General features: G+C 59.6%; 10 protein-coding genes. 8 read left to right on the top strand and 2 right to left on the bottom strand.

Going from position 1 to position 13882, the window contains the following annotated elements:
* Positions 1–15 precede the first annotated feature (15 nt).
* Complete coding sequence (locus J4D25_RS02830; protein WP_057715136.1) at positions 16–3579, bottom strand: indolepyruvate ferredoxin oxidoreductase family protein; 3564 nt, start codon at positions 3577–3579, stop codon at positions 16–18.
* A gap of 322 nt (positions 3580–3901) precedes the next feature.
* Here J4D25_RS02830 and J4D25_RS02825 point away from each other — a divergent pair, with 322 nt between their 5' ends.
* The 8 genes from J4D25_RS02825 to J4D25_RS02790 all read left to right on the top strand — a co-directional run bounded on the left by J4D25_RS02825 (position 3902) and on the right by J4D25_RS02790 (position 12920).
* Positions 3902–5572 carry a DUF1302 domain-containing protein gene (locus J4D25_RS02825; protein ID WP_020798258.1) on the top strand — a complete coding sequence of 557 codons (1671 nt, stop codon included), beginning with the start codon at positions 3902–3904 and terminating at the stop codon, positions 5570–5572.
* A gap of 66 nt (positions 5573–5638) precedes the next feature.
* Complete coding sequence (locus tag J4D25_RS02820) at positions 5639–6991, top strand: DUF1329 domain-containing protein (protein ID WP_057715135.1); 1353 nt, start codon at positions 5639–5641, stop codon at positions 6989–6991.
* Positions 6992–7057: 66 nt separating this feature from the next.
* On the top strand, positions 7058–7876 hold the full coding sequence (locus J4D25_RS02815) for an SDR family NAD(P)-dependent oxidoreductase (RefSeq protein WP_079246759.1): 819 nt from the start codon (positions 7058–7060) through the stop codon (positions 7874–7876).
* Positions 7877–7909: 33 nt separating this feature from the next.
* On the top strand, positions 7910–8359 hold the full coding sequence (locus tag J4D25_RS02810) for a nuclear transport factor 2 family protein (protein WP_057715134.1): 450 nt from the start codon (positions 7910–7912) through the stop codon (positions 8357–8359).
* 37 nt (positions 8360–8396) lie between these two features.
* Positions 8397–9758: a phosphotransferase family protein gene (locus tag J4D25_RS02805; RefSeq protein WP_057715133.1), complete on the top strand. Its 1362-nt coding sequence runs from the start codon at positions 8397–8399 to the stop codon at positions 9756–9758.
* Positions 9759–9817: 59 nt separating this feature from the next.
* Positions 9818–10639: an SDR family oxidoreductase gene (locus J4D25_RS02800; protein ID WP_057715132.1), complete on the top strand. Its 822-nt coding sequence runs from the start codon at positions 9818–9820 to the stop codon at positions 10637–10639.
* Between the two features lie 11 nt (positions 10640–10650).
* Positions 10651–11898, top strand: a complete 1248-nt coding sequence (locus J4D25_RS02795; protein ID WP_057715131.1) for an MFS transporter — start codon at positions 10651–10653, stop codon at positions 11896–11898.
* Positions 11899–11993: 95 nt separating this feature from the next.
* A complete protein-coding gene (locus tag J4D25_RS02790) occupies positions 11994–12920 on the top strand; it encodes a zinc-binding dehydrogenase (RefSeq protein ID WP_057715130.1) in 927 nt (308 codons plus the stop codon).
* Positions 12921–12959: 39 nt separating this feature from the next.
* On the opposite strand, the gene J4D25_RS02785 is transcribed toward J4D25_RS02790, so the two are convergent.
* On the bottom strand, positions 12960–13865 hold the full coding sequence (locus J4D25_RS02785) for an AraC family transcriptional regulator (protein WP_057715129.1): 906 nt from the start codon (positions 13863–13865) through the stop codon (positions 12960–12962).
* Between the last annotated feature and the right edge of the window lie 17 nt (positions 13866–13882).

Below are 13882 nucleotides of genomic sequence, written 5' to 3'. Positions count from 1 at the left end.
CAGCCCGGGCAAGGCTTACAGTTGAGTGACGGCGATTTTGCTGTTGCTCTGGCTGGCATCATGGAATTGGGCGGTGTTGCCATTGCGCCACTGCTCTAGCAATTGCGCCTGGCGTTGTTGCGCATGGCCGAGGAATCGCTCTTTGACCGGACCATAGCCGCGAACGCTTTCAGGCAATTCCACCAGATCCTGGGCCAGGCCCAGTTTTTGGGTGGTCAAGCCCGCCAGCACTTCGTCGAGGATCTGTTCGTAGTTGGCCAGCCAATTGCGTTCCACCTTGCGCTCATGGGTACGACCGAATGGATCAAGCCAGGTATTACGCAGGAACTTGAGCCTGGCCAGCAGTTTGAAGCCTTGCAGCATCCAGGGGCCGAAGCTGCGTTTTTTCGGTTCACGGCCGGAGCCGTTATCGTTCAGCAGCGGCGGAGCGAGGTGGAAGCGCAGGCGATAGTCGCCTTCGAAGCCAGCCTGGATTTTTTCCAGGAATTGGCCGTCGGTAAACAGACGGGCTACTTCATATTCATCCTTGATGGCCAGCACTTTGAAGTAGTAACGGGCGACGCTTGCCGACAGCTTGCCGGGTTGCCCGAGCAGTGCGGTTTCTGCCTTGATGAATTGCTCGACACGATAGCGGTAGCGTTGGGCATAGGCGTAGTTCTGGTACGCAGTGAGAAACTCCATGCGCCGTGCCAGCGTTTCTTCCAGGCTTTGCGACAGTAAGCGGTCCGGGCTTTGCACCTTGCCGGCTTCCAGTTTGCGTAATACCCGTGGCAGGTCATGGGCGCTGCGCCGACCCCAGTCAAAGGCCGAGAGATTAAAGGGCACCGCCGTGCCGTTCAGTTCGATGGCCTGTAGTAGCGCCGCTTTACCCACCGGCAACCAGCCCTTCTGGTAGGCATAGCCGAGCATGAACGTGTTGGTCGCAATCGAATCACCCATCAGGGCCGTGGCGATTTTGCTTGCGTCGATAAAATCCGCATGCTCAGTGCCCACCGCTTCGGCGATTTGCTCCGACATGTTGCCGGTCTGGAAGGTCGGGTCCGGGTGTTTCAGCAAATCACCAGTTTCCGCCTGCTGGGCGAAGGTACGCACAAAGGCGCTGGTGATGGTTTCTTCGCTGTTGATCAAGGCATGGGTCACGCCATGACGCAGTTTGGATAGGGTTTCGGTGTTGGCGCTGACCACCAGGTCGCAACCGAGTAGAAGGGCGGTTTCACCTTCGGCAATCCGCGGTGCAAACAACTGTTCCTGGTGCGCGGCAATGCGAATGTGCGACCACACCGCACCGCCTTTTTGTGCCATGCCGGCCATGTCCAGATTGAGCGTGCCTTTGCCTTCGATGAACGCCGCCATTCCCAGCAGGGCGCCGATGGTCACCACGCCCGTACCGCCCACGCCAGTGACCAGGATGCTATATGGTTCTTCCAGCGCTACGGTCGCGGGCGTCGGCAAATCCCACACGTCATTCTTCGCGGAGGCCAGGGCTTTGGGTTTGCGCAAGGTGCCACCTTCGACCGTGACAAAACTCGGGCAAAAGCCGTTGAGGCAGGTGAAGTCTTTGTTGCAGGAAGACTGGTCAATTTCACGCTTGCGGCCGTACTCGGTTTCCACCGCCACCACCGACATGCAGTTGGACTTGCTGCTGCAATCGCCACAGCCTTCACATACTGCTTCGTTGATCACGACTCGACGTGCAGGGTCCGGGAATTTGCCGCGTTTACGCCGCCGACGTTTTTCCGCGGCACAGGTCTGGTCATAGATGATTGCCGACACCCCCTGGAACTGGCGCAACTGTTCCTGCACTTCGTCCATTTTGTCGCGACGCAGCACCGGCACGCCGTCTGCCAGATCACGGATGTGCTGATATTTCTCGACATCGTCACTGACGACCACAATACGTTGCACGCCCTCGGCCGCGAGCTGTCGGCTGATCTGCGCAACGCTGAGGCTGCCGTCCACAGGCTGTCCGCCGGTCATGGCCACGGCATCGTTGTAGAGAATCTTGTAGGTGATTTGCACCTTGGCCGCGATGGCGGCCCGAATCGCGAGAATGCCGGAGTGGAAATAGGTGCCGTCGCCCAGGTTGGCGAAGACATGCCGGGTCTTGGTGAAAGGTGCCTGGCCGATCCATGCCACGCCTTCGCCGCCCATCTGGCTGAACGTCTGGGTCTGCGGGTAGATCCATGCCGCCATGTAGTGGCAACCGATACCGGCCAGCGCACGACTACCCTGCGGGACCTTGGTCGAGGTGTTGTGCGGGCAACCGGAACAGTAGTGGGGCACGCGTTCCATCAGGTTGCTGAACTGGCCTTTGCTGGCCAGTTGTGCGTCCAGTACCGCCAGGCTCACTTGCAGCGGACCATTCTGATGCAGGTGCAAAATACGCTTGGCCAACGCACGGGCGATCATTGCCGGGGTCAGGTCATTGGTCGCCGGCAGCAACCAGCCGGTGTGCGGCAGGCTCCATTCGCCTTTATCGTCAAACTTGCCGACGATGCGCGGGCGTACGTCTTCGCGCCAGTTGTAGAGTTCTTCCTTGAGCTGGTACTCGATCATGTGGCGTTTTTCTTCGACCACCACGATTTCTTCCAGGCCCTCGGCAAACTGGCGCACGCCTTCGGCTTCCAGCGGCCAGACCATACCGACCTTGTACACGCGCAGGCCGATCTGCTGTGCGAGGGTTTCATCGATACCAAGGATTTTCAGCGCCTGGCACACGTCGAGGTACGATTTTCCGGAAGTGATGATGCCGATGCGCGCTTTCGGTGAGTCCATCACGATACGGTCGAGACGGTTGACCCGGGCGTAGGCGAGGGCGGCATACAGCTTGTGTTCCAGCAGGCGTTGTTCCTGCGCCAGGGGCGGGTCAGGCCAACGGATATTCAAGCCGCCTTCGGGCAACGGGATATCCGGAATGATCGGTTGTACGCGATGAATGTCGATGTCGACCACGGCCGCGCTTTCCACGGTATCGGCCACCGCCTTGAGCGCAACCCAGCAACCGGAGTACCTCGACATGGCCCAGCCGTGCATGCCGTAGTCGAGGTATTCCTGCACGCCCGATGGCGCCAGCACCGGCATCATGACCGCTTTGAAAATGTGCTCGGTCTGATGCGGCAGGGAGGAGGAACGGGCGCCGTGGTCATCACCGGCAATCGCCAGCACACCGCCGAATTGTGAGGTGCCGGCAGCGTTGGCGTGACGGAACACATCGCCGCAGCGGTCCACGCCCGGGCCCTTGCCGTACCACATGCCGAACACGCCGTCGTAGGTCGCGCCTTCGAAGATATTGACCTGCTGGGTACCCCAGATCGAGGTGGCGGCGAGATCTTCGTTCATGCCCGGATGGAACACCGTGTGGTGTTCCTTGAGATAGTCGCGGGCCTTCCACAAAGCCTGATCAAAACCACCCAGCGGCGAGCCACGGTAGCCGGAAATAAACCCGGCGGTATTCAGACCATTGGCCAGATCGCGCTGGCGCTGCATCAGAGGCAGGCGCACCAGCGCCTGAATCCCGGTGAGTAAAACTTTTCCGCTGTGCTGGATGTATTTGTCATCCAGAGACGGGGACGCACTCATGCTCATCCTCCAGGCTTTATTGTCATGGCGGCGCCAGGAGAGCGGCGTTGCCTAGTTATTGGCCGGAGTCTAGGGAGGGGGGGTGTGGATCGTAAAATCACAAAAACAGCGGGGTGGTATTGGATATTTGAATACCGGAATGTTCTTTGGCATTTGATCAATATCAAATGCATTTCAGCAATGCTCCCAATCGTTGTGCCCAAACCTCCCTGTCCCGTTTACTTCAGCCATACCGAAGCCCTCAGGCCAGCGCTCTTCGGCGCGGTTGAAACGGCCCGGCACTTCGGCTGCCAATAACAAAAAGAATGGGAAGGGAGTGTTGATGATCGACGCAAAACCAAAGCCGTTAAGCCTGGCCATCTGGCTCAGTGTGATCGGGTGTGTCTTGTCCGTTGGCAACAGTCGGGCTGCCGAGTTCGATACCGGCAATCCGGACCTCACCGCGCGCTGGGACAACACCGTTCGCTACAACGTCGGCGTGCGAGCTGAGGGGCGTGACAATGCCTTGGCCAACAACGCCACCTACGACGAGTCTGATTCCAAGTTTGATAAAGGCGATGTGGTGACCAATCGCGTCGACCTGATGAGCGAAATGGAGGTGGCCTACAAGAAGTACAACGGCTTTCGCATCAGCGGCGCTGCCTGGTACGACCAGGCGTACGAAGACACCGATGTCGAAACCAGCGATGGCAACGTCTTCTACCCCGGCGCATTTCCGGGTAAGAGTACGCCGAGCTATACCAACGGCCATTACTCCAACTTTACCAAGCGCTACCACCGCGGACCCAGCGGCGAATTGCTGGACGCCTTTGCGTTTACCCGCTTCGACCTTGGCGACATCCCGGTCAGCGTGCGTGCCGGCCGGCACACCGTGTATTGGGGCAATGGCCTGTTGATTGCCGGGCATGCCATTTCCTACTCACAAGCACCGCTGGATGGGCGCAAGGCCGTGAGTAACCCCGGCACCGAGACGCGCGAAATCTTCCTGCCGTTGACGCAGATTTCCACCCAGGCGCAGGTCACCGACAAGTTGTCGCTGGCGGCGCAATATTTCTTCGAATGGGACACTACTCGTGCGCCTGAGGGCGGCACTTACCTGGCCTCCGCCGACATCGCACTGGAAGGCCCGGACCGCTTGCCGTTGTTCAGTGGTTTCACACGGCCATTGATCGATCCGCTCAAGCCCAAGGACGAGGGCAACTGGGGCGTGATGGGTACCTACAGCTTCGACTATCTGCACTCGGAAGTCAGCCTGTACTACCGCGAGTTCGATGATTACAACCCGTGGGGCCTGCAAGTGGCGCCGACTTTCGCCCGCTACGTTTACGCCAACAACGTCAAGCTTTATGGCCTGGGTTACTCCGCAGGACCGGTACTGGGTGGCGGCTCCGTGGGGGTAGACCTGTCGTATCGCCAGAACACTTCCCTGATCTCCAGCAACATCAGCACCGTCGACAACGAGGGCGCCCGAGGTGATACCTGGCACCTGGTGGTCAACAGCCTTTGGTTGCTGCCGCGTACCAATTACTTCGACACCGGCAGCCTGATCACCGAAATGGCGTTCAGTCACGTGGAAAAGGTGACAGAGCATGAAGAGCTGTTCAAGGGCGAAGGCTACCGCGGCTGCCCGGCGGGGCAGGACAAACACTTCGGCTGCGCCACCGACAACTATGTCGGCCTTGCCGTTAGCTTTGCGCCGCAGTGGCTGGGGGTGTTCCCCGGTTGGAATATTTCTACCCCGATGAGCGTGGATTACGGTGTCAGCGGCAATGCCGCCACAGGGGGAGGCAACGAAGGCAAATACACCTGGAAGGCCGGCGTGAAGGGCACCTACGACGAGCGCATGGACGTGACGCTGTCTTATATCGGCTACGGCAGCGAACGCCATTACGCCGATGTCAATGGCGTAGGAAAAACCGTCGTCGGCGGTTCCGGCGACGTTGGACTGTCCGACCGTAACTGGGTCTCCCTGACCGTCAGCACAGCGTTCTAAACCGCCCCTGAAATGCAATGCAGTGATCACCGGGCTCGGTGATCACCCATCTGAATGGAGAAGGTCATGAAGATTAATTCTTGTGCGATAGGCCTCGTAGCCATCGCTTTGGCGGGGTCGGCGGTGGCTGATGAGAGCTTTACCACAGCCGACCTGGGCGGCAAGCTCACGGCGTTTGGTTCGATTGTCGATGGCAACGCGGCGGGCACTATTCCGGCTTACGACGGTGGTCTGAAAGTCCCTGCCGGTATGGTGCCTGGCGATGGGACCTGGCCGAACCCGTTTGCCAATGAAAAGCCACGCTTGCGCATTACCGCAAGCAACGCGGACCAGTACGCTGAGCAGATGACGGCCGGGCAGATGAAGTTGCTCAAAAAGTACCCCGACACTTATTACCTTGAGGTGTACCCCACCCACCGGACCGCTACCTTTCCAGCAAACTTCCTGGCAGCTACCCAGCGCAACGCCACCCGCAAAGACTGCAAAACCGAGAACGATGGCCTGTCGATCAGCGAAGCGTGCCGTGGCGGCCTGCCTTTCCCGCTGCCGCGCGATGGCCGCGAGGTGATGTGGAACTACATCCTCAACTATCAGGGCGTGAATGGCTGGGACTGGAACCACAGTGCCTATGTGGTCAATGAGGGCCACATCACGCTGACCAACACCAACCGTTCCACCGGCGAAAAACCTTTCTATCAAATGGATGTGCCAGGGCGTGATCCGAAAATCGCCCAGCGTATCTGGTCGCACGTCGTCGCGCCGGCCCGTACGGCCGGGCAGGCATCCGGGTATTGGGATTACCTCGACCCGGTCACCGACTCCCGCTACGCCTGGAGCTACAGCACCGGCCAGCGGCGTGTACGCAAGGCTCCGGAGTTCAACTACGACACACCTAACTCGGCGTTCGGCGGGGTAGCGTTCTACGACGAAATCTTCCTGTTCTCCGGGAAGATGGACCGCTTTGACTGGAAGTTGGTGGGCAAGAAGGAAATGCTGATTCCCTACAGCAACTACACGCTGAAATGGGGTTGTGACATGGAGAAAAAACTCATGCCCAACCACATCAATCCGGCCTGTGAACGCTGGGAGCTGCACCGTGTCTGGGTGGTAGAAGCCACGCGCAAGGACGGCGTGCGCCACGCGCAGAAAAAACGCCGCTACTACATCGACGAAGACACCTTCGGCGCGGCTGTCTACGACGCCTGGGACGACAGTGGCGCGCTGTTCCGTACCGGCTCGCAGTACAACATCGAGGCCTACGGCATCCCCAACAATCCGCAACAGGACTCCTACTCGCTGTACGACTTTACCCGTGATCAGTACGGCATGTTCGGTAATGGCCCTACACGCTACCGCCAGGAGCCGGTCGCCGAGCGTGAAGCCAACCCGCAGACCATCGCTGGTGGTCAAACCCGCTGACATCGTGCGCCCTTTTCGGCGTTCACCTCGGACGCCGATTTTTTTCTTCGTTCCCGAGACCTGTTTATGAGCGAGATTCTGAAACGCCTGGACGGCAAAGTCTGCGTGATCACTGGCGCGGGCAGCGGCATTGGCCGCGCTTCGGCACTGCGTTTTGCCAGGGAAGGCGCCACCGTGGTGGTTACCGATCTTTTCGCCGAATCGGCGCAGGCCGTGGCGGCCGAGATCGGCGTCAATGCCCTGGTATTGCAAGTGGATGTCGGCCAGGAAGACGCCCTGCGGGAGATGGTTGAACAGACCGTCCGGACCTTCGGCCGTATCGACGTGCTGTTCAATAATGCGGTGTACCGCAACCCGGCCACCACCCGCGATATCGACTTCATCAACTTCAACACCGAGCTGTTCCACAACTGCATGCGGGTCAATGTGTTGGGCGGAGTGTTGGCGTGCAAATACGCCTTGCCGCACATGCTCGCCCAGGGCAGCGGCTCGATTCTGTTCACCTCGTCCACCAGCTCGATTGCTGGCGAAATCTCCCAGTTCAGCTACGGCGCCTCCAAGGCCGCGCTCAATTGGTACGTGCAAACCATTGCCGCGACCTTTGGTAAACGCGGCATTCGTTGCAACGGCATTTTGCCGGGGGTGATTCGCACACCGGCCATGGAAAGCTGGGCCAACGAGGCCATGAAAAGCGCTTTTCTCGACCTGCAAAACGTACCGCAGCTGGGCGAGCCGGAAGACATCGCCGCCATGGCCGCATTTCTTGCCAGCGACGACGCCGCCTATGTCAACGGCACTTTGATGCGCGTAGACGGCGGTATGAGTTGTGGTACGCCGATGGTGCCGGTGGTGCGCAATTTCCTGCTGCCCCAAGCCTCGATCTGATCCCGATCAATTCACTGCACTGGAGCCCGTTTCATGGCACTCGAACAGGAACGCTTCATCCTCGACATGCTGGCCGCCTGGGGCGATGGCAGCGACGGCAGGCGCCCGGATATCGAACGCATCATGGCCACTTTTGCCGACGACGCTGTCTGGCAACTTTGGGTCCCCGGTGGTCCGGTGATCCGTGGTCGTGACGCGCTGCGCAAGGAGATAGAGCGGCAGATGAGTTATGTCACGCATAACCACTGCAACACGCGCCACATCGTCTCTTCCGAGCGAGTGGTAATGACCGAACGTGAGGATTACTGCGTAAACAACGGTGTGCCCATGCCGCACTCGATGGTGGCGGTCTATGAGCTGGACGAGCATGGCCTTATCTGTGCCTGGCGCGAATATCTGGACACCGCCGACCTGGCGAAGAAAAAGGGCGTGCCGCTGGAGCTTGTGGGCGGGCCGAACGCTGGTGTTGTCAGCAGCCATTGATAGCAGCGCTGGACATCAGCGCCTGGAGGAGACACCTATGCCAACAACAAGTGCGACCTGTGATCCGGTCGAAGAAAAACTGCGGGCCTTTGTCGAAGGGCTGCTGGGTGGGAAGGTCACGGCCATGCAGCGTCTGCTGCGCTGGCGCCCGGCCTGGAACCTTGAGCTGCAACGCGATGGCGAAACCCTTCAGTTGCATATTCGGGGCGAGCGCGGTGGGGATGTCAGTCCATTCCCGGATCTGCGTCGGGAGGCGGATATTCTCTCCCTGCTCGGTCAGCAAGGCGTGCCCGTACCGCATATCTACGGCTTTTGCGAAGACCCGCAAGCCATCCTGATGCAGTTGGTGCCGGGTAGCCGTGACGTCAGTACGGCGAAGAGCGATGCCGAACGTCACGGGGTTGCACGCCAATGGGTCGATGCCATGGCGCGTATGCACCAATTGCCGTTGCAACCCTTTATCGATCAGGGTATCAGCCTGCCCAAAAGTGCCGAGGAAATTACACTGGCAGGTCTGGAAGCCTATTACCCGTTGTATGCGCGTAATAAAACCAAGCCTCAGCCTCTGGCCGAATTCGCCCTCGGTTGGCTGCGGCGCAATGTGCCACAGCACCGAACCCGTCCTGCTTTCGTTCAGTACGATTCGGGGCAGTTTCTGTTCGAGAACGGACAGGTACATGGCCTCTACGATTTTGAGTTCGCCATGATCGGTGATCCTCTGGCCGACCTGGCTTCGGCGCGCATGCGCGACAACTACGAACCGCTCGGAGACAGTTTTGCGGCCTTGTATCGCTACTATCAACAAGTGACCGGTGAACCGGCGGAGCCTGATGTGGTGCGTTACCACACCGCGCTCTTCGCCACGGTCAGCACCATGCAGTTCTCGGCGTCGGTGGCCACGCCACAACCGGGTGACCCGCATGACACCTACACCGAATTTGATATCGCCCTGCGCCGGGTGGTGGTGCATGCGCTGGCCGAGGCCATGGGTGTTCCCCTGCAAAAACCGAATCTGGACATTGTCGGCACAGGACCCAATGCACAGCTGCTGACCATGCTGACCGATGCCTTGGCCCAAGTTGAGGTTGGCAGCGATTTCCAGAAAACCAAACTGCGCGCAGTAAGCAAACTTGTGGAATACCTGGGCCGTGGCGATGCCATGGAGTTGCACTTGCGCAAGCTGGAGCAACAGGACGCGCAAGCGCTGCTGGACCGCACCTTCAGTGACTACAGCGAGATCGATGCAGCGCTGGAAGCCTTTGTCAAAAGCGCCGGGCCGGAATACGACGAACCCTTGCTGCACCTGTTCATGGCGCAAATCGAGCGGCGCGTCCTGGTCTATGGCAGCACCGCCATTGGCGCCTCCGCCAGCCACATCGACCTGCCGCCAGTCGCCTGATGCGATGAAGCCTTCTTCGCCCGGTGGCTGGCCGCCGGGCCTTTGTTCTCGGAGTGTTTATGTCTGTTGCTAATAACGCCTTCAAACATCGGTATGGCCCGTGGGCAGTGATCGCGGGTGCCTCGCATGGGGTGGGCGCCGCATTTGCCCATGCACTCGCCGAGCGTGGCCTTAACTGTGTGCTGGTGGCGCGCCGTGGCGAAGCCCTGGCGCTGTTGAAAAATGATCTGGAGCAACGTTACGACGTTGAGGTGTTGCTGCTCATCCAGGACCTGTCCCATCCCGATGCCTGTGAGCAATTGCTGGCGGCCGTTGGTAAGCGGCAAGTCGGCCTGTTTATCTACAACGCCGGGGGCGACCCCTACATCACGCGTTTTCTCGATACTTCGGTCGACGACTGGGGCGCCTTGCTGCGCCTCAACTGCCTGACTGTGATGCAATGCAGCCATGCCTTCGGTGCCGCAATGCTGGAACGCGGGCGAGGTGGATTGCTGCTGGTGGGGTCCCAAGCCGCGTTGGGCGGGATTCGAAAACTGGCGATGTACACCGCCACCAAAGGATTTGCGCTGAACCTCGGCGAGTCGTTATGGGCGGAGTGGAAAGATCGTGGTGTGGATGTGCTTAACCTGGTCATCGGTACCGTGGACACCCCAACCATGCGCGATGCCATGGTCAAACTGAACATCCCCGACGCCCTCACAATGACGCTGCCCAAGGCTGAAGACCTGGCGCTATTGGCGCTTCAGGAACTGGGCAATGGCCCGACGCTGATACACCCCGAAGACACCCGCGAACCGCTTGCCAATGCACCTGGCCCGGCACGCCGTGCACAGGTGTTGAGCCAGAGCACGCAAGCGGCTGTGTTTATCGGCAACGACTGAGGTCTAACACGATGAAAGGCTTTGATAACGCAGAATTCAAACGCGGTTGGAGGGTGCTGATTCTGGCACTTGTGGGTGTCGCCACCAGTTCCAGTTCGTTGCTGCTGTACAGCTTCAGCTCCCTGGTAATTCCCCTGGAACAGGCCATGGGCTGGGGCAGGGCGGAGTTACAAGCGGCGATCACCGCACTGTCTCTGGGCACCATTGTCGCGTCGCAATTGGCCGGCTGGCTCAATTTGCGATATGGCCTGCGCCTGATCACGTTGCTGTCACTGTTGGCGTTGTCCGTGAGCGTCTTCCTCCTGACCTGTATCGGTGGCTCGATCTGGACTCTCTACCTGGGTTTTTTCCTGGTGCCGCTGGCCGGGCTGGGTACGTTGCAGGTGACCTGGTCACACTTGGTCAACCTGTGGTTTGAGGAAAACCGAGGCCTGGCGTTGGCGATCATCCTCAGCGGCTCCGGGCTCGCGGCCATCATGCTGCCGCTGATCACCGCCTGGGCGATCGGCCGCTGGAATTGGCAGGCGGGTTTTATCGCATTGGGCGTGTTGCCGGTGCTGCTGGCATTGCCTTTGGCATTGCGCTGGTTAATGCCGACCGCTGTCGTCAGCCACAGCACAGCACCACTTGCGGTCACCGGCGAACGGTCCGGCGGGTTGCTGTTGCGCGAGGCGCTGCGTTCGTGGCGGTTCTGGGTGTGCAACCTGTCGATGACATTGGTGGTGTCCTGCGTGGTGGGCATGGTCACCAATATCGTGCCATTGTTGCAGGATCGAGGCCTGAGCGCCCTGCAGGCCAGCCAGGTTTTCAGCAGCTTTGGCGTATCTCTGATTCTCGGCCGGTTGCTGGTGGGATATCTGATTGACCGGTTGTGGGCCCCCGGTGTCGCCTCTTTGGCGCTGCTGATGCCGGCATTTGCCTGCGGCATTTTTGTATATGGCGACTCCAGCATTGCCCTGTACACCCTCGCCACATTGCTGGTGGGCGTTGGTGCGGGGGCCGAATTCGATATCGCGGCATTCCTGATCGCCCGCTACTTCGGCATGCGCGACTACGGTCGCTTGTTCGGTGCCCATCTGGGCCTGATTACCGCCGGTGCCGCGATCTCGCCATTGCTGTTTGCGGGGCTGTTCAAGCTGACCGGTGGCTACTCGGCCATGCTGTTGTTCAGTTTTATCTGCTTTGTCGTCGGCCCCTTGCTTCTCCTGACGCTGGGTGGGTATCCGCGTTATCAGGCCGAGTCATTGGCGACCCGCTAGCAGAATTTCAAGCTAAACATATGGACAAATAATTGAATTGTGTTCAACTACCGCTCTAAGTGCAGCCTTAAAATAAAACAGACAAGGAGAATGCCATGCGTGCAGCAATTATTTCCGAGCGCAATGCGCTGCCGGTCGTCGAGGAGTTTCGTGAGCCGAAGCCGCAAGACGGCGCGGTACTGATCGATGTCGATACCGCTGGCCTGGGGGGCTGGGATGTACTCGGCGCCTACCGTCTCGGTGTGGAATACCCCTGTGTCATTCGCGGCGAAGGCGTAGGCCGTGCGCCGGATGGCCGTCGGGTGTATTTCGGGGAACGCTCGGTGCTGCCATTTGGTGCCTGGGCAGAGCGCACCCTGGTGCCGCAAGCAGAAGTGTGGAATGTGCCGGACGATGTCGACGATAAAACCGCAATCAGCATGGGCATTGCGGCTACCGGTGCCATCGTTCCACTGGAAAAAGCCGAGATCCAGAAGGGTGAAAAAGTCCTGATTTTGGGCGCGACCGGGACGCTCGGCCAGATCGCCTTGCAACTGGCGCGCGGTATGGGGGCGGGCAAGGTGATCGGTGCTGCGCGCTCGGGCGAAGCATTGGGCCGTCTGAAGTCGCGGGGTCTTGCCGATGAGGTGGTGACACTAGGCGGTAGCGATGATGTCGCAGCACTCAAGGACGCGGCCGATGGTGGCTTTGACGTGGTGCTGGACCTGGTGTGCGGTCAACCCATGTTGACGTCTCTGAAAGCCACCAATTGGGGCGCCCGTATCGTGACCATTGGCACGGGGGCCGGGCGCCAGCTCAATCTGGATATTGCCGATCTATTGTTCCGCAACCTGTCGTGCATCGGCACCGGCCAGCGCCCGCCAGCAGACCGTGAGCAAATCTGGCTGCGTCTGCTGAAGATCGCCAAAGAGCAGCAGATCCAGGTGGATTACCTTGACTTCACCCTGGATCAGGCAGCTGAAGCCTGGGCCGCGCAGGTCGATGGGCCACACGCAAAAATCACTGCCACGATTCGTCGTTGAAACCCCTGTCGCTAAAAGGTGCCCTTGTCCGGGTGCCTTTTAGCGCTGGCGCTGATGGCGAAACTCTTCGGGTGTAAGGCCGAGTTCTTTGCGGAATGCGGCACTGAAGGCTGCGGCATTGTTGAAGCCGGCCTGATAGGCAACCTGTTTTATCAGTAACCGTGGGTCGGCCAACAGCGCCATGGCTTTTCGCAGGCGATGTTGCGCTGCGTATTGGCGCAAGGTCATGCCCGTCGTGTTTTTGCAGCGACTGGACAGCGTTCGCAACGGCAGCTCGCAGGCCTGTGCCAAGTGGCGTAGCGAGTGGCCTTCGTCGCTCGTGGTATCGAGCAGTTCACGCAGGATGTTGAATTGGCGAGGGCTGAGTTTTTCAGTGTCGGGTGAGGGAACGACGGCATCGACGGGAGCGTCGATAAACTCACGGCGCAGGTCCAGGGCAATGCTGGTTAGCAGGCACTCGGTTTGCAGTTCGCTGGCGAAACCGGGATTGCTCACCTCTTCGGCCAGGCGTTGCAGGGACGCGTGCAGGTAGCCGCTCTGCAGGTCAAGCATGGCTTCGCTGACGTTCTCCTTCCAGTTCCAGCGATAACTGCCCAGGGCGCCGAGGGCGGAGGGATCAAACAGGCACACCAGGGCCTTTTGCTTGCAGGCATCGTGGCGTAGATGGAATTCGGTGCCATGGGGAATGAACAGCAGTTTGCCCAAGGGCTGGAATTGACGCGCGCCGTGGCTGGGGAAACTGCCGCAGTTAGGCTTGCTCTGATCACTGGCAGGCAGCATCAGGCGTATCAGGCAACTGTTGCCGGTTTCAATCAGGGCCGTGCCGGAGCACGACCATTGCGCCTGTTCAACGCGCAGATCGAAGCCTTGTTTGGCCAGTGAAGCTTCGGTCAGAAAATTGCCTGACGCTTCACAGTCGTACTCGCTGTAGTGGATCGCGTTCATTTTTCAACCTTCAGCCA

It is taken from the genome of Pseudomonas sp. GW456-L13 (assembly GCF_017350115.1).
Taxonomy (GTDB): Bacteria; Pseudomonadota; Gammaproteobacteria; order Pseudomonadales; family Pseudomonadaceae; genus Aquipseudomonas; species Aquipseudomonas jessenii.
The sequence above is the reverse complement of the archived record's forward strand: the minus strand, read 5'-3'. Positions and strand labels throughout refer to the sequence as shown.

Coding starts and splice junctions, on each gene's coding strand:
- J4D25_RS02810 (WP_057715134.1), top strand. CDS start 7,910: ATGGCACTCGAACAGGAACGCTTCATCCTCGACATGCTGGCCGCCTGG.
- J4D25_RS02830 (WP_057715136.1), bottom strand. CDS start 3,579: ATGAGTGCGTCCCCGTCTCTGGATGACAAATACATCCAGCACAGCGGA.
- J4D25_RS02815 (WP_079246759.1), top strand. CDS start 7,058: ATGAGCGAGATTCTGAAACGCCTGGACGGCAAAGTCTGCGTGATCACT.
- J4D25_RS02785 (WP_057715129.1), bottom strand. CDS start 13,865: ATGAACGCGATCCACTACAGCGAGTACGACTGTGAAGCGTCAGGCAAT.
- J4D25_RS02795 (WP_057715131.1), top strand. CDS start 10,651: ATGAAAGGCTTTGATAACGCAGAATTCAAACGCGGTTGGAGGGTGCTG.
- J4D25_RS02825 (WP_020798258.1), top strand. CDS start 3,902: ATGATCGACGCAAAACCAAAGCCGTTAAGCCTGGCCATCTGGCTCAGT.
- J4D25_RS02800 (WP_057715132.1), top strand. CDS start 9,818: ATGTCTGTTGCTAATAACGCCTTCAAACATCGGTATGGCCCGTGGGCA.
- J4D25_RS02805 (WP_057715133.1), top strand. CDS start 8,397: ATGCCAACAACAAGTGCGACCTGTGATCCGGTCGAAGAAAAACTGCGG.
- J4D25_RS02820 (WP_057715135.1), top strand. CDS start 5,639: ATGAAGATTAATTCTTGTGCGATAGGCCTCGTAGCCATCGCTTTGGCG.
- J4D25_RS02790 (WP_057715130.1), top strand. CDS start 11,994: ATGCGTGCAGCAATTATTTCCGAGCGCAATGCGCTGCCGGTCGTCGAG.